This is a genomic window from Paenibacillus rigui (genome assembly GCF_002234615.1).
GTDB classification, from domain to species: domain Bacteria; phylum Bacillota; class Bacilli; order Paenibacillales; family NBRC-103111; genus Paenibacillus_S; species Paenibacillus_S rigui.
In genome coordinates, this window is the sequence record NZ_NMQW01000002.1 from 74,268 (window position 1) to 89,243 (window position 14,976).

At 51.6% G+C, this 14,976-nt stretch carries 16 protein-coding genes; 6 read left to right on the plus strand and 10 right to left on the minus strand.

Features of this window, described 5'->3' with window-relative positions:
• Positions 1 to 61 precede the first annotated feature (61 nt).
• The 8 genes from CF651_RS01060 to CF651_RS01095 all read right to left on the minus strand — a co-directional run bounded on the left by CF651_RS01060 (position 62) and on the right by CF651_RS01095 (position 7,950).
• Complete coding sequence (locus CF651_RS01060) at positions 62 to 1,246, minus strand: hypothetical protein (protein ID WP_094012990.1); 1,185 nt, start codon at positions 1,244 to 1,246, stop codon at positions 62 to 64.
• A 37-nt stretch (positions 1,247 to 1,283) separates the two neighbouring features.
• Positions 1,284 to 2,063, minus strand: a complete 780-nt coding sequence (hisA, locus tag CF651_RS01065) for a phosphoribosylformimino-5-aminoimidazole carboxamide ribotide isomerase (RefSeq protein ID WP_094012991.1) — start codon at positions 2,061 to 2,063, stop codon at positions 1,284 to 1,286.
• Positions 2,064 to 2,207: 144 nt separating this feature from the next.
• Entirely contained in the window at positions 2,208 to 2,468 is a 261-nt protein-coding gene (locus CF651_RS01070) for an HPr family phosphocarrier protein (protein WP_094012992.1), read from the minus strand.
• A gap of 241 nt (positions 2,469 to 2,709) precedes the next feature.
• The gene (locus CF651_RS01075) at positions 2,710 to 4,047 is read right to left on the minus strand and encodes an Nramp family divalent metal transporter (protein ID WP_245855659.1); all 1,338 of its coding nucleotides are present in this window, start codon (positions 4,045 to 4,047) and stop codon (positions 2,710 to 2,712) included.
• Positions 4,048 to 4,186: 139 nt separating this feature from the next.
• Positions 4,187 to 4,459, minus strand: coding sequence for a hypothetical protein (locus tag CF651_RS01080; RefSeq protein WP_425436172.1), 273 nt, complete (start codon positions 4,457 to 4,459; stop codon positions 4,187 to 4,189).
• A gap of 66 nt (positions 4,460 to 4,525) precedes the next feature.
• Positions 4,526 to 5,854, minus strand: coding sequence for a DUF4129 domain-containing protein (locus tag CF651_RS01085; protein ID WP_094012994.1), 1,329 nt, complete (start codon positions 5,852 to 5,854; stop codon positions 4,526 to 4,528).
• Complete coding sequence (locus CF651_RS01090) at positions 5,851 to 6,975, minus strand: DUF58 domain-containing protein (protein WP_094012995.1); 1,125 nt, start codon at positions 6,973 to 6,975, stop codon at positions 5,851 to 5,853. Before CF651_RS01090 ends, CF651_RS01085 begins: the two co-directional genes overlap by 4 nt.
• Before the next feature lie 15 nt (positions 6,976 to 6,990).
• The gene (locus tag CF651_RS01095; RefSeq protein WP_094012996.1) at positions 6,991 to 7,950 is read right to left on the minus strand and encodes an AAA family ATPase; all 960 of its coding nucleotides are present in this window, start codon (positions 7,948 to 7,950) and stop codon (positions 6,991 to 6,993) included.
• Positions 7,951 to 8,104: 154 nt separating this feature from the next.
• Between CF651_RS01095 and xerS the strand changes: the two genes are divergently transcribed.
• From xerS to CF651_RS01125, 6 genes are all read left to right on the plus strand, one after another.
• A complete protein-coding gene (gene xerS / locus CF651_RS01100; protein ID WP_094012997.1) occupies positions 8,105 to 9,190 on the plus strand; it encodes a tyrosine recombinase XerS in 1,086 nt (361 codons plus the stop codon).
• 126 nt (positions 9,191 to 9,316) lie between these two features.
• Positions 9,317 to 9,682, plus strand: a complete 366-nt coding sequence (locus tag CF651_RS01105) for a hypothetical protein (protein ID WP_094012998.1) — start codon at positions 9,317 to 9,319, stop codon at positions 9,680 to 9,682.
• A complete protein-coding gene (locus CF651_RS01110; RefSeq protein WP_094012999.1) occupies positions 9,669 to 10,133 on the plus strand; it encodes a type II toxin-antitoxin system VapC family toxin in 465 nt (154 codons plus the stop codon). The genes CF651_RS01105 and CF651_RS01110 overlap by 14 nt, the downstream gene beginning before the upstream one ends.
• Before the next feature lie 161 nt (positions 10,134 to 10,294).
• Positions 10,295 to 10,627, plus strand: coding sequence for a DUF4870 domain-containing protein (locus tag CF651_RS01115; RefSeq protein WP_094013000.1), 333 nt, complete (start codon positions 10,295 to 10,297; stop codon positions 10,625 to 10,627).
• A gap of 187 nt (positions 10,628 to 10,814) precedes the next feature.
• A complete protein-coding gene (locus CF651_RS01120) occupies positions 10,815 to 11,300 on the plus strand; it encodes a hypothetical protein (RefSeq protein WP_094013001.1) in 486 nt (161 codons plus the stop codon).
• A gap of 94 nt (positions 11,301 to 11,394) precedes the next feature.
• Complete coding sequence (locus CF651_RS01125; protein ID WP_094013002.1) at positions 11,395 to 12,243, plus strand: EcsC family protein; 849 nt, start codon at positions 11,395 to 11,397, stop codon at positions 12,241 to 12,243.
• 100 nt (positions 12,244 to 12,343) lie between these two features.
• On the opposite strand, the gene CF651_RS01130 is transcribed toward CF651_RS01125, so the two are convergent.
• A complete protein-coding gene (locus tag CF651_RS01130) occupies positions 12,344 to 13,582 on the minus strand; it encodes an MFS transporter (RefSeq protein ID WP_245855586.1) in 1,239 nt (412 codons plus the stop codon).
• A 4-nt stretch (positions 13,583 to 13,586) separates the two neighbouring features.
• Complete coding sequence (locus CF651_RS01135; RefSeq protein WP_094013003.1) at positions 13,587 to 14,753, minus strand: iron-containing alcohol dehydrogenase; 1,167 nt, start codon at positions 14,751 to 14,753, stop codon at positions 13,587 to 13,589.
• Positions 14,754 to 14,976 lie beyond the last annotated feature (223 nt).

Here is a 14,976-nt window from a genome sequence, read left to right on the forward strand (position 1 = left end):
TCATATCTGCGGGTCTTCCTTTGTGTATAGGTCAGAGATACTTTACGTCAGATGGAACGAACTAGCCCTGCAGCTCAGCCATCTGCTTTCTTGCCGCTTCAATCAAATCATAAAAATCCGGACTGGCGCTCAGCAACCAGTTCCTATGCAGAATCGCCGTTTGATCCTGTTCCGGCTCCCCATACGGCCAGGAACCCAGGAACCCTACGGCGTAATCCTTCATCAGCATCAGCAGCGCGGCGCTCCATTGGCGAGTTCCGCTGATCTTCGGAACCAATGGATAGTATTGATCATATGCAGCACGGATCAGCATATGCGCCACCTCCTGGAGAACACTAGGTACATCCGCTTCGTTCAGCTTCTCCATAATTTCTTCCGGCAGATCTGCCTCGTCCGTTGAAGCAATGTCTTCATACTGGGCAGGTGTCACCAAGCCTTGCTGCTTAGCTACCCATAGCTTCATCCGATCCAGCACCGGCTTATAGGCTGCCGGGACCGAAACCGTCAGCTCCGGTTCAGGGTTATCCAGACTAATAATGAACGATTCTTCGAACTTGTTTAGCGCTGCATTGCCGCGTACGCCTAACCAGCGAAGGGCCAACAGCGCGTGAGTTCTAACCTTCGGATCGATTTGTTCGTTACGGCATACCCGGCGCAGCAGCTTTTCACTTCGAACATCCGGCAGCATGCACAGCAGCCTTACCGCCGCCAGCACCATATTCGGGTCTTCAATCCATTGCTTCACGTGCTCGAGAATTTTGTCGAACGACTCTTCCATGAGCCAGTCCAATTCAATCCGTCTGCCTGCGTACTGCTCCAGGCTAAGCATACCTTGGCTTTGCAGCTTTTCTTCGCCGTACTTGCTGACAAGCTCCTGATAGGCAACCTCCAGCTCGCCTGCCATTTGCGACAGAAGCTGTTGATCCTGCTCGCTTACGCCCTGCATCTGCAACACCCCGCGCAGCCACTCGGACAGCGCACGCGGATTTTGCTGCCACAGCATCATGACGAAGGTGACCATGTCCCGGTCAAACGTAAGTCCAGGCTGCAGAGCAAACCGCGCCAATACGGTCTGGGAATCATCTTCCTTGCGCATCAAGCTCAGGGCTAATACCAGGCCGTTCCATGCATTGCCGTTACCACGGTCCTCCAGAAGCGCCCGATAGAAGCAAAACGCGGCCGCTCCGTAAGAATCTGCTTGCAAATAATGACGGCCAAGCCCGGCCAAATCTTCATATGGATTCATTGTGAGTGATCCCCCAACTTATAGTAATGTAAGTGTATTAGTTCGCCGGACCGGCCTCTGCACGCAATCCGCGGCAGTAGTTTACCACCTGGCGATACGGCAGGGTGCCGCCGAATATATCTAGCGCGCTTCCGATGGTGATGTCCAGTTTACCGCGTCCCAGCTTACCGAACAGCTCCAGGTCCTCCAAGGAACGCGCTCCGCCTGCATAGGTCGTCGGTATGGACACACAATCAGCCAAATGCTCGATCAGCTGCCGGTGAATACCTGTGCGCTTCCCTTCCACATCGACAGCGTGAATAAGAAATTCATCACAATAGCTTTGCAGCTCCTGCAAGTTCTCAACATTCACCTCGAATTGACTGAACGTTTTCCACTGGTTCGTGACGACAAACCATTTGCCGTCTTTTTCCTTGCAGCTCAAGTCAATGACGAGCCTGTCCTTTCCAACCTCGGATACAATTTTATGTAAATGATCCATGTTAAGCTCACCGTCGCGGAAAATATACGAGGTCACAACAACATGGGAGGCACCTTGCTCCAGGTATGAAACGGCATTCTCTGCGGTAATCCCGCCTCCGATTTGCAGGCCGCCGGGATATTCCTGCAGGGCTGCAACGGCCGCCGCCTCATTACCGCCGCCCAGCATAATCACATGCCCGCCTCTCAGCCCGTCCTGCTTAAACATGGCCGCATAATAAGACGAGGACTGGTCGGAAACGAAATTTTCAATAACCGGTCGGTGATCGTTTAAGGTTTCGCCTACAATTTGCTTGACCTTTCCTTGATGCAAATCGATACAGGGTCGAAAATTCAATGAGTGTCCCTACCTTCATAGAAGTTCATAACAAGCTTATCCTTCTATACTACCATGAAAAGGATGATTTTAGGTAGTGCCCCCGGAATCGAGAAAAAGACAGCCTTCTTACCGTCGTAAGAAACGAGCTGTCTTTCCTATAGATCAGGACGTTTTGTTTTCCAGCAATTGACACATTTCCTCGATCGCTTCCTCTTCATCGGTCCCCTTCGTTTGCACAGTGATGACCGTTCCCGGCCGGAAAGGCAAAATCATCATGCCCAAAATGCTTTTGGCATCCAACAAGATGTTATCCTTCTCGAATCGGATGCGGATATCCGAACGGTAAGTACTGGCTCGGTGTGCAATCAATTGTAAATACTGGGGTTGAAAATCATTCGTAATGGTCATTTCATGTACTCTCATAAGGCTCCTCCGATCCACAGCTGCGTAAGTTTAACAATATAGTATGCTTTGGAGTACAAGCTTGTGCTCCTATTATACACAATTTGCCTTTATAAGGTAAGCGTTTGCAGACTAATTATTTTCCATGCAGCCCGTGTTCATATTTTCCATAAATCAGACAGTTCTGTCAATCAATGAAAAGAAAAAAGACAGTCACGAGCTGAACCGTTCAGCCCGGACTGCCACTTGTATATTCAACAGGTTAGCCCCAAAAGGTTTGGTACAACAGATACGCATTCAGTAATGCAATAATACACGCCACCGTCCAGGACAGCACCTTTACCCAAGGGGCGTTGACGAACCGGCCCATTTTTTTCTTGTCATTGGTAAACATCACCAACGGAATTACGGCAAAGGACAGCTGAAGCGATAAGATGACCTGGCTCAAAATGAGCAGCTTGGCGGTACCGCTCTCTCCCGCAATGGCGGTTACGATCACAGCAGGAATAATGGCAATCAATCGCGTAATCAAGCGGCGCAGCCAGCCGGGCAGTCGTATATTCAGAAATCCCTCCATCACAATTTGGCCGGCTAATGTACCGGTTAAGGTGGAGTTTTGCCCCGAGGCCAGGAGTGCAACCCCGAATAAAATACTGCCTAAGGCCGTTCCAAGCAGCGGTGTCAGCATATGGTAGGCATCCTCGATCTCCGCGATATCGGTCATCCCTGCCTTATGAAAGGTGGCTGCGGATAAAATGAGAATAGCCGCGTTAATAAACAAGGCGAAAAACAAAGCAATCGATGAATCCCAGGTTGCAAACCGGATCGCTTGCTTTTTCCCCTGATAAGAACGGTCAAACTCCCGCGTCTGCACGATAGAGGAATGCAAATACAGATTGTGCGGCATCACCGTTGCACCGAGAATCCCAATGGCAATGTAGAGCATCATGGGATTCGTCATGATCTCCGCACTTGGTACAAAGCCGCGTGCAATGCCCCCGAGGTCCGGTTTGGACAATATCATCTCGGTTACGAAGCAGCCCCCGATCGTAATCATCAGGACGATAACCAAGGTTTCGATGAAGCGAAACCCTTTGTTTTGCAGCAGTAAAACGACCAGCACATCCAAGGCGGTGATAATGACACCATAGATTAACGGTATCCCGAACAACAGCTTCAGCGCTATGGCTGAACCGATGACTTCCGCGAGATCGCAGGCTGCAATGGCAAGCTCACACAAGAACCACAAACCGATGGAGACAGGCTTACTGTAGTGATCTCTGCAGGCCTGCGCCAAATCTCTTCCGGTCACGATACCCAGTTTGCCTGCCAACGATTGAAGCAGCATAGCCATCAGGTTCGACAGGAGAATAACGGACAGCAGGGTGTAGCCGAATAAGGACCCGCCCGCAATATCCGTCGCCCAGTTGCCCGGGTCCATATAACCCACCGCTACTAAATACCCCGGTCCGACGAAGGCCAGAAATTTGCGGAACCAGGTTCCTTTCTTCGGCACCTTCATCGACCGGTACACTTCAGGAAGTGAAGGAAGCTTCGATTCACTCCGCCAGGCTTCCATATCTATCGATTCGATCTCCATCTCTTTACGCATGGGAACACCTCTTTCTGTTTGCAACTCCTTTTGATGCATTAAGCTAACTTTGTTGTCCTCGCGCAACATTTTGGCAAAAAAACGAACCGCTCATGCTCAAGTATATGGCGGTCATCTTTAAAAGTTGCTAATTTTGTAAGCTATTTTTGGCGGCTTCGACGAGCATGTCGAAATATTCGTCATTTTCTTCAAGCAAATCCTCGACTTCCAAAATTTGTTCTTCACTTCCCGATTGCTCGAGAAAGTGCAGACCATAGCTCCACTCTTTGCCTTTGGTGCTGTAAAGGGTGATTTCGTAAGGAAACTTGTGCCCTTCGACTTGAAACTCGACCTGCCCCACATAGCCGTCTTCCTTCGTGTGGGTCATACAGGCGGATTGGATCTTGATCAACGGATTCACCCTTTTATCTACATAGATTGTTTGTGAAAATTATAATGAAAACGGAGATGTAATTCAAGAGGACTCTTACTTTTTGTTCAGAAAGACTTCGGCAAGCGGAGCCAGCTCCGCGTCTTGGACCTGCTTGTGTCCGTACCGCGCTTTGTCATACAGGGCAAGTAACGCTTCTTGATCTTGAGCTAATTCCGTAGAGGGACGCTTCTTTTTTATATCTTCCAGTGTTTCCTGCGGCGTCAAGCTGGATTGAAATGCATAGCCCTCCTCGATGGCGCGGCGGAGAACCAACCGGTATAAGTAGCGGACCCGATCCCGATTGTTCGACAGACTTCCCCATTTCAACGTGCGCTCTGTCCGCGCCTCCCTCCAGCTTCGCCACCTTGAGGCCAGCATTTCATTCCAGGAACGCCAGCTTACCAGTTGCTCAATGTCGTCCACATAACCGGTCCCCTGCTTTCGTTCGGCAGACCTGCTCAGCCAGCCGTTCAACCAGCGCACACACCGATTGAACAACCCAGCAAGCTGACGGAACAGTTTATATAACAAAATTAGACATGCTGCAGCTAGCACCACCGCTGCAGCCGCATAGGCTGCTTTCTCCAGCCATAGCAGCCAGACGGAAGGCTCACCGTTGTCAGGCGGCATCGGAGGAGGCGCCTGCGGACTTGCGGGACGGCTGTCCGGCTGCGGCTCTGCAGTCCTGTTCAACAGCCATTGCAGCAAAGACACCAGCTGCTCCTTAAGCCACCTCCACGCCTGCTGCAGCTTACGGATCAGAACAATTCCCAATGCAGCTACAGCAATGCCGGCAATCAGCAGCCGATTGTTCCACAAGACCGGGGCAGCCACAACCGGTTCCTTGTCGCCTGACAAGGTTTCCTGCCGCACATTCGCAAGATTGGCCATGAACAGCGTCACCAGCAGCGCTGCAAGGCCCGTACCGTTCAACAGGCTGACATAGGGTTGAAACACCGGCAAGCTCGAGAATAAAATCGATGCTACAAAATACCCCCCCATTCCGAATAAATAATAAGGGGTCGTAAAATATAATCTCCAAGGGACCTCCGCCAGCCTCGCACCGCGATAAACAGCCAGCCATGTTAAGGGCAGCAGCCAAATCAATGCAAGCGACAGCTGATAAAGAATGACAGCCAGCGCAGCACTTAGCAGCAGCGTACCGCCAAGAAACGTATAAAGACGCCGAAATGCAAACCGCCGGCCGACCGCATAACCTGCCCCATAGCCTAGCAGGAGTCCCCCTGTCCAATGCCAGGCGGAAAGCTCCGGAGCGGCAAGCACGTTCAACACAAGTAGCGGCGGTAAATATAACAGCAGCTCTATGCCCCCCTGAAGAAGAGTGAGCCCAATCCCCGCAATGATACGCGTCTTCATCCTCATGCGCTGGCCCCCCTATTATTGGATCCTTCAGCTGCAGTATCTGCAGCCGGCTTTAACCAAAGCACCTCCACTGCGTTGCCGTTATGTCGCAACTGCTCCATAGGCAGCTCCATCTTATCGCTTACATAGGCCGACAGGATGAGAATATCGCAATTCGTTAGTCCGCTACCGGCCTCTTCTTCCAGGAACGTATCGAAAGGAATACGCCGGGCCACCACGACACGCGCCATCGTTGTCAGCAGCAGCTCCAGCTGCTCCGAGCCGTTTCGCGGCTCCACCCGGACAGAGTCCAGCGGACGGTCGATGTCACAGGCGTTGGTCCCGAAGCCGGCTGCCATGCCTTGTTCGATGGCGTACTGGGCAATGCCCGCCGCATACGACATCCCCAGCTCGAACAGTGCCTCGTCATTGACTTGGCTCCACATAGCAGCATGATCTTCCACATTCAAGTAAATCATGAGCCTGTGATCCGCAGTATAATCCCGCTGGTGCACCTGGAGTCTCCCGCTGCGCGCCGTCGCCTTCCAATGGATTCCGCTCAACGGATCGCCAGACTGGTATTCCCTCGCTCCGGCCCTCATGAACGGATCGTCTATGATCCAGCGTCTAACCGAAATATCGCCCATCCAGCTGTGGGAAGGAAGCTCCCACTCATGCAGCTCCGCCGGCCGGGGATAAACGAGCAGCTCGGCATCAAGTGATAATCGGAGTGTATTGCGGTACAACCCAAGCAAATCGCCGCTTGTCAGCGTTGCCGTATTCAACCTGTAGCAGCCTCTCTTGGTCGTTACGATCCGATGACGTCTCGTAATCTGCGTAAACGGCATCAGGCTGAAGAAGCTCTTGTGGTTCTGGAACAGGGTTCCCGAGTCGATATCCAAATTAGCCTGTCTTCGAAATTGAAGGCTTGCATGCATCAAGGATTCCAATCGCAGCCAAGGCAGCGGACGGATGCTCCGGTTGGCGATCCGCTCCACCAGCTCGACCTCCTGTCCGGCATAGCAAGCCCTTGTGCCGAAATATCGTTCATACGTGAGCCCCCGGCCTCCGAAAAGGCGAAACAGCATCCCCTGCAAGGCAAGCAGCAGGAGCGTTACAAGGACGAACCAGTGAACAGCCATGCCTCTCTCCTCCCCTCAGGAACGCAGCATCGTTTCCGATGGCACGGGAACCTCTCTTAAGATGGCCTCCACGATGGACTCGGCCATTTCCGATCGGGAACGAAGCGAGCCCTTCACGACAAGCCGGTGCGCAAGCACAGGCAGCGCCATCCGTTTCACGTCATCCGGCGTAACAAAGTCTCTGCCCTGCAGCAGCGCCTGCACCTGCGCGGCTTTAAGCAGCGCTTGGCTGCCGCGGGGGCTGACGCCGACAGCGACCTCGCTGTGTGTGCGCGTCCGCTCCACCAGCTGGAGCAAGTAGCCTAGCAGTTCGTCGCTTACGGCCACCGAGCTGTAATGACGCTGCGCTGCGACGATATCGTCAGCGCTGGCCACGCAAGTGATCCGGTTCAGAGGATTCTCCTCCTTGAACCGTCGCAATATATCCAAGCCCTCCGCCGTGGTCGGATACCCCATTTTGACCTTGAACAGGAACCGGTCGAGCTGTGCCTCTGGCAGCGGGAACGTACCTTGCTGCTCCAGCGGGTTTTGCGTTGCAATGACAAGGAACGGCCTCGAGAGCTGCTTCGTCTCGCCGTCAATGCTCACCTGGCGCTCTTCCATGCATTCGAGCAAGCTTGACTGCGTTCGCGGCGTTGCACGGTTGATTTCGTCCGCGAGCAGCAGATTCGTGAATAAGGGACCGGGGCGGAATTCGAATTCCGACAGCTTTTGATTGAAAAAGTGTATGCCGCTCAAATCCGAAGGCAGCAGATCAGGCGTAAATTGAATGCGCTTAAACTCGCACTGCAGCGATTTGGCCATAGCCTTGGCCAGCAGTGTTTTTCCCGTGCCGGGCACATCCTCAAGCAGAATATGACCTGAAGCGATAATGGCAATCAGCAGCTTGTCGATGACCTCTTCCTTCCCTACGACGACTTGACTTATATTGGATCGAATCCGATCGGCCAGCTTTTGAATTTCAAACAGCTCCATGCTTTATTCCTCTCCATCCCGGCGCCTGCGCCTTAAGTCTATTTGAAACGTTTACATGCTGTCTCTACTATATCACCACTTGGAAAATCCGTGCAATCGCACGCCTTTTCAACCTAGAGGGACTGTACTATACTTACAGCAGAGGTGAATCGCCATGAATTTATTAAAAGTAAAAGACCGGCAAGAGCTGGATAAAAAGCTTCCCTCCATGCCGTGGTATGTAGAGAAGTTCATTAATTATAAATTGCCGGACTTATCTCCCTCCTCGCTGCTGGAATATGTTCGGGATTACGATACATTTTTCTCCTGGCTGCTGGCCGAAGGACTCGCCGAGGCGGAGTCGATCCGTCAAATTCCGATTGAAGCACTGGAGAAGCTTCATATGGAAAGCATAGATAATTTTCGCATGTTTCTGCTCACCCGCAAAGAAAATGCCAATACCCGGACGACGATTTCGCGCAAGCTGTCGTCCCTCCGCTCCCTGTTTCATTACTTGAGCCAGATCGCGGAGGACGAGAACTTTTACCCGCTGCTGAAACGGAACGTCATGGCCAAGGTCGAAATCAAGCGAACTCAAAAACCGAAGGACACCGCAGCCAAGCTCGAAGGAAAGCTGCTTCAGGAATCGGAAATTTCTGAATTTCTGGACTACGTACAGAGGGGATATGAGCAGGACGTTGCCACCAATAAACAAGCGCTTTACTCCTATCAGCGCAACAGAGTACGGGATACGTGCATCGTTAGCCTCATCCTGAACTCCGGCCTTCGTGTTTCCGAGGTGTACAATCTGAACGTCGACGATATTGACTTGAAGAAAAGGCTGACGCATGTCTATCGCAAAGGTAAAAACGATGATACGTTTAAGACCCCTGTCTATTTTCGACAGGAGGCGATTGAAGATCTGACCCATTATTTGGAGCTAAGAACCTCCCAATACAAGGCGCCCAAACGGGAGAAAGCCCTGTTTCTCGCTGTAGCCAACGGTAAAAAAGAGGGGGAACGGATGACCAAGCGAGCTATTCAGGAAATGGTCATCAAGTATGCCAAAAGATTCGGCAAGCCCTACCTGTCCGTACATAAGCTTAGACATTCTTTCGCAACGGATTATTATTTGCAGAACGATCTGTATAAAACGCAGGAGCAGTTGGGACACGCCTCTCCGGAAACGACGCAAATTTATGCGCATTTGACAGACAAAACGATGGCAGAAGCAATTGATACCCGCAAAGAACCATCCTGAATCGCCCCGTATCGTCAGCCCCCCCCTCAAAATGTCGCTTTGCCTCGAATGGTGTAGGATGGCGGCTTGGTTTGCCGGAAGGCTTACATAAGCTGCCCTTTATACATATGACGGAGGTGCAAGCCCATGGGAGAGACCAAACGGCTGCTCCAGCGCCGGCTTGAACATTGGAGAAACGCAGCCGCTCAATGGATTGGCGGGACAGAGGAACCGGAAGAAACCGAATCATTCATCGAGGAAGCGCAAGAATCCCGGTTCATTGAGCTTGATCCTGCGCTACACGCAAGATGCAAGCAATTGGCTGAAGCTCAACGCACGACGGTGGATGCCGTGGTTCAACAAATGGTTGAACACTATTGGGCGAGCCGCAGCAGTGAATTGATTACTCCGATATCACGCGAGCAGCTGGAACGAAACCCGCTGCTGCAGCTGGATGCTTTGAGCAAACGTAATTTTCGCCCCTTTGGAGAGACTGCCTATGAAACCGAATGAGCAAAACCATGCACATACCATATTCGTTGACCTAACAGCCTTTACCGCTTTCATGAATTCGAGTGACCCGTACTATGTCAAGGCACGCACCCTATTCCTTGACCTGGACGATTTGGACCGCAGCTTGATTACGACCAATTATGTCGTCTTCGATACTCATCAATGGCTAAGAAACAGCTACGGATTTCAACAAGCGCAATTTTTCCTTGAAACCATCGAGCAATCCGTTCGCAACGGGAATTTGACTGTCATCTCAGGCTCTCCCGAATTCGAAAACGAGTCAAAGCGGCTCATCACCGATTGTCCGGATTTGCAGCTTTCGTTAAGCGAAGCTCTTACGGCGGTTGTTATGATAACGTATCAAATCCGGCGTATTTTCACATTTAATCCAAGCTATGCCTTCCTGCCCAAGATGGACCCGGGTATTAAGGTCATCCCTAGCATTTGGTAATTAAAGGTAAAAGAACCCTCGCTTCACGCTCTTTTGAGCTTGGAAGCTAGAGGGTTCTTTTCATTTTTGGTAAATTTTTATTAAAATGTGTACGAAATTACGGAAATTTGGTCGATTAACTATTATAATAGGAATTATCTTACTATTAGGAGTGTGTGGCGATGCAAAGCGAATTGTCCAAAACCGGATACGATCCACAAGACGCAAAAAATAACAAAGTGGTGGCTGCACTAGGCTACATCCTCTTTCTGATTCCGCTGCTTCTCGCGAAAGATTCCCGTTTTGCCATGTACCACGCGAACCAAGGTCTGCTGCTGCTGATTGTCAGTGTCATAGCGAATTTCGTGCTAGGCCTCATTCCCGTTATCGGTTGGATCCTGCTGCCGATTGCGAATCTCGCATTGCTCATTATGGCGATTCTCGGTATTGTTAGAGCTGTAAACGGTGAAACGAAACCGCTCCCGTTTATCGGGACTTATACGCTGCTGAAGTAGCATCACGTTTCATATTTTTGACAAGGGAGCCTGCTGATGCGGGTTCCTTTCTTTTTATATGACAGATCTCAGCACCAATCAGAAGGTCTACCGTGATCGTTAGAGGGGGGATTGCTTCAATGGAGGCTTTTGCTTTATCATGAAAAAGCACCTGTATTAAATTCGCCTGAAGGGATGAATCTATACAATGAATTCTACGGCTTGGAATCGACTCACCCAGGCTTCGTCCGAAGCGGAGCTGAAAGAGCTGCAAACATCAGTCCACAACGGAGGCTATTCCGCTTTTCATTTACTGCTTGAAGACTTCAAGCAGCAGCTGAAAACCATGCAGGATGAGGAAGTCCCCCATATCGTATCATGCATCCAAACCGCGAGACGGCTGTTTCCCGACCCTTCGCAGTTCAGTCCTTCCTGGCGTTTTATTTGGGAGGAGCTTGAACAAATCGCTGCCATCAAAGCAAACATTATGCAAACGATTGCACCCCTTGACCGTAATGGAGAATGGCAGGTCATTCTGGACAACCCTTACTCGGTACAAGGTGTCGTCTGCCATCCGGGCTTAACCTTTCACGAGGCGGCTTATTTATACAGCTATTTCCGTCCGGGGCTTGAGCGGAATGAATACATACGGCTACAAAAAATTCAGCTTGCGGTTACGGATGTAGGTACGTAGCGCGTGCTGCAGCCGCAACCTGCGCCTATCCCTAGCCTTGCTTGGCAGCCGAGCCGGTCGAAGAAAGCAGCATCAAAGGAGTGAATCGAGCGACATGGAAAGCCGAGAGCAGCTGCAAATGGAACTTCAGGAAATGACCCGTTGGGAACAAGATCAAAAGGATCTATGGTTTTGGGAAAAGCTGGGCCGACTGCCCTTCGCTCTGCTGGATCGATGGATTCCGAAAGGGATACAGGAGAAAATCGGCGAAGCTTTAAATGAGATCGGCCAATTCATTCAAACCGGAGGAGATTACTTAACGTCTCAGGCCGGGATTATGAACAAGCTTCAACAGCGGAGCTTGGAGCATTCTCCGATGTTGGTCCAAGAAGACACAGCGACAGAGCTCACACTTGCCGAAGTGAAGCGGCTTCCTCTCTCGGTTATGGATCAAGTGGCCGATGAGCTAGGGGCAAGCCATACCAAATTTGCAACGGTGCAAGGCGCGACAACGGGCTTTGGCGGGTTGTTGACCGTTGTGGTGGACATTCCGGCGATGCTTGGCTTGTCATTGAAGGTATTGCAGGAAATCGCCATCTGTTACGGTTACGACCCGCAGGAAGAACGGGAACGCACCTTTATCGTCAAGTGCCTTCAGTTCGCTTCCTCCGATATTGTCGGCAAGAAGGCGGTGCTGGAAGAGCTTGCTGAATATGACAGCGAGACCAAGAATGTGCAAGTTATGAGTCAGCTGCAGGGCTGGCGCGAAGTGGTGACGATCTACCGGGACAACTTCGGCCTGAAAAAAATGTTCCAGCTTATCCCGCTGGCCGGCGCGCTGTTCGGCGCCTTCATTAATCGGGATGCGCTGCAGCAGGTATCGGAAGCCGGGAAAATGATGTACCGCAAACGCAGAATATTGGAGCGTCTTCGTGCGTTGGACGTGGATGCTGCCGAGAATTAAAAAACCGAAGGGCACTGTTGTTAAAATAACAGTTGGCCTTCGGTTTTTGTTTTAGATCCATAATGTATGGTGCATGGTGCATTGCGGTACGTGGTACACCTTACAGTTGCGATACCGGCGCCTCTTTCGTCTTGTCCGCAAGAAGCCGGGTTCCATGAGCATAGGCTCTCCCCCAGCGCACTGTCAAGACGGAGGCAGCAAGCCCGAGCAGTCCGGCAAAGTAAAAGCCGCTCTTCAGACCGCCGAACTCGTTAAGCCAACCGGCCAGAAAAGGCCCGGCGAACATCCCCACCGCATAAACAGCTTGGTAAAATCCCATCGCTGTGGCTCTCTTCTCCTGCTTGATATGTTGAATGGCAAGCCCCAGCAGCAGCGGAAAATGCAAGCCCTGGAAAAAACCGTTCAATACCTGGGTCACGAGCAGCCAATGAAAGCTGGTAACCAGGGAAATAGACACCGTACACAGCGCACTGACCACGAAGCCTAAGAGTACGACGGTCCACGAGCCGAGCTTGGGCGCTGCCACTTTACCGGAAATATAGTTGCTGAACGCGTGAGGAATCATGAAAGCGAACACGAGCAGTGTCAAATCCATTTCACTGGCACCGAGCGCCAAAGCATGGGACGGCGTAAAGCCGAACATCGTAATAAACAATACGCTGTGTGCAAGAATGGACAGCAGGGAAACTTTGAGCAGCAGAGGCTCCTTCATGACGGACAGAAGATCCTTGAACCGGATCGGTTCTCTCGCTGCGCCGCCCTTCGGTTCCTTAAGACCTATGCTGAGCAGCAGCCCCGCGGCCCCGATGGCGCCCCCCACCCAGAAAGTGGAGCTCCAACCCCACGTTTTGACAAGATAACCGCTGACACTCATCCCCATGAGCTGGCCGCTTGCCGTAAGCAAGCTGATTAGACTCATGGCTCTTGTTGCCTGCTCCTGACTGTAATAGCTGGCGTACAATACGGTGAACGCAGCCCAGGTGGAGGCACCGATGCCGGAAATGATCCTGCCGCTCAGCGCCAGCCCCAAATGCTCACCCCATGCAAAACAAATGCAGCTGATCGTCGTCGTCAGCATGCCGAGCATAATATAGGGCTTACGAGCTTTCATCCGATCCGAAGCGATGCCAAGAGGCAGGCGAAGCACAATCTGGATAAAGCCGTAGCTCCCCAGCACCAAGCCTGCAAAGGCATACGACGCCCCCAAATGATCCAGATACGGGGATAAAATAGGCACATACGTATAAAGGGAAGCCCAGTACATTAACGTCACAGCTATGAAAATCAGATGCTGTCCTCTTGCAGGACCTGCATGGCGCATCTCTGATGAAGTCATCATTGCACTACAGGCTCATCTCGATAATTTGCCGCACATCCGCTTCGCCCAACGGTTTAAACGCGCCGACCGGACCGAAACGTACGGTTTCTTTGGCCATCCGATCCACGTCCTTCGCATCGATTCCAAGCTCGCTCAAACGGGACGGTGCACCGATCCTTGTGAAAAAGTCCCTCGTCGCCTGAATTCCGGCTAGCGCAATTTCTTCCTCCGTACGCCCCTCCGGATGAATCCCCCATACCCGAACGGCAAACTGGACGAAACGCTCCATCCGTTCTTTGAACACATATTTCATCCAGTTAGGGAACAAAATGGACAGCCCTTCGGCATGGGCAATATCATATATTGCACTTACTTCGTGCTCAATCATATGGGTCGCCCAATCGTTCTGCATCCCGACGCTGATCATGCCGCCATTCAACGCATATGTGCCGCACAGCATCAAGTTTGCCCGCGCCTCATAATTGTCCGGTGAGGCAAGCGCAATCTCTCCGTTCTCGATCACGGTTTGCAGAATGGATTCGCACAACCGTTCCTGAAGCGGTGTATTCGTTGTCGGGCTGAAGTATTGCTCGAACACGTGGGACATCATGTCCACGATCCCGTTCACCGTTTGGTTGGCCGGCACGGTATAGGTCAGCGTAGGATCTAAAATGCTGAATTTGGGATAGGCATGAAGACTGCCGAACGACTTCTTCAAGTTTTCCTCCCAATTCGTAATAACGGAGTTGCCGTTCATCTCAGAGCCTGTTGCTGATAAAGTCAGCACTGTACCCAGTGGCAGCGCAGAGTGAATCTCCGCTTTGCGCATCAGGAAATCCCACACATCCCCATTATACGGGACACCTACAGCGATAGCTTTGGCTGCATCCAGCACGCTGCCGCCGCCTACGGCCAGGATGAAATCGATGCCCTGCTCCCGGCATATTGCAATTCCTTTACGTACAGTGCTGAGGCGCGGATTCGGCTCAACACCGGACAGCTCATGGACAACAGCCTGAATGTGCTTCAATTGCTGCTGAATTCGGTCATACAATCCTGTAGCCCGGATACTGCCACCGCCGTAGACGAGCAGCACCTTTTTGCCATAAGCGGATACCTCCTGACCCAGCTGATTCAGCATACCCGCTCCAAACAGCAGCTTGGTCGGATTTTGAAAGTGAAATGAATTCATCGTATTGCCTCCCATGGATAACGAAATGTACACCTATTATAGCTCCATGGGTCACTGTTGAAAATGACTGACCCCGGCTTCATCAACTCACCTTCAGGTAACTATGCTCTGCTTATCTGCCTCTAGAGCTTAAGCTTTCGACAAGGAGAGCCGCCTCACCGGCGTTCAAGATGGCGTGCTTTTGCCCAGGCTTGTCCTTCTACACACCTTTTACCACTACACT

What these genes read in the sequence shown, in the direction of transcription:
- CF651_RS01060 (WP_094012990.1), bottom strand. Translation starts at nt 1,246, where the DNA reads ATGAATCCATATGAAGATTTGGCCGGGCTTGGCCGTCATTATTTGCAA.
- CF651_RS01070 (WP_094012992.1), bottom strand. Translation starts at nt 2,468, where the DNA reads ATGAGAGTACATGAAATGACCATTACGAATGATTTTCAACCCCAGTAT.
- CF651_RS01075 (WP_245855659.1), bottom strand. Translation starts at nt 4,047, where the DNA reads ATGGAGATCGAATCGATAGATATGGAAGCCTGGCGGAGTGAATCGAAG.
- CF651_RS01085 (WP_094012994.1), bottom strand. Translation starts at nt 5,854, where the DNA reads ATGAGGATGAAGACGCGTATCATTGCGGGGATTGGGCTCACTCTTCTT.
- CF651_RS01090 (WP_094012995.1), bottom strand. Translation starts at nt 6,975, where the DNA reads ATGGCTGTTCACTGGTTCGTCCTTGTAACGCTCCTGCTGCTTGCCTTG.
- CF651_RS01095 (WP_094012996.1), bottom strand. Translation starts at nt 7,950, where the DNA reads ATGGAGCTGTTTGAAATTCAAAAGCTGGCCGATCGGATTCGATCCAAT.
- xerS (WP_094012997.1), top strand. Translation starts at nt 8,105, where the DNA reads ATGAATTTATTAAAAGTAAAAGACCGGCAAGAGCTGGATAAAAAGCTT.
- CF651_RS01105 (WP_094012998.1), top strand. Translation starts at nt 9,317, where the DNA reads ATGGGAGAGACCAAACGGCTGCTCCAGCGCCGGCTTGAACATTGGAGA.
- CF651_RS01110 (WP_094012999.1), top strand. Translation starts at nt 9,669, where the DNA reads ATGAAACCGAATGAGCAAAACCATGCACATACCATATTCGTTGACCTA.
- CF651_RS01115 (WP_094013000.1), top strand. Translation starts at nt 10,295, where the DNA reads ATGCAAAGCGAATTGTCCAAAACCGGATACGATCCACAAGACGCAAAA.
- CF651_RS01120 (WP_094013001.1), top strand. Translation starts at nt 10,815, where the DNA reads ATGAATTCTACGGCTTGGAATCGACTCACCCAGGCTTCGTCCGAAGCG.
- CF651_RS01125 (WP_094013002.1), top strand. Translation starts at nt 11,395, where the DNA reads ATGGAAAGCCGAGAGCAGCTGCAAATGGAACTTCAGGAAATGACCCGT.
- CF651_RS01130 (WP_245855586.1), bottom strand. Translation starts at nt 13,582, where the DNA reads ATGATGACTTCATCAGAGATGCGCCATGCAGGTCCTGCAAGAGGACAG.
- CF651_RS01135 (WP_094013003.1), bottom strand. Translation starts at nt 14,753, where the DNA reads ATGAATTCATTTCACTTTCAAAATCCGACCAAGCTGCTGTTTGGAGCG.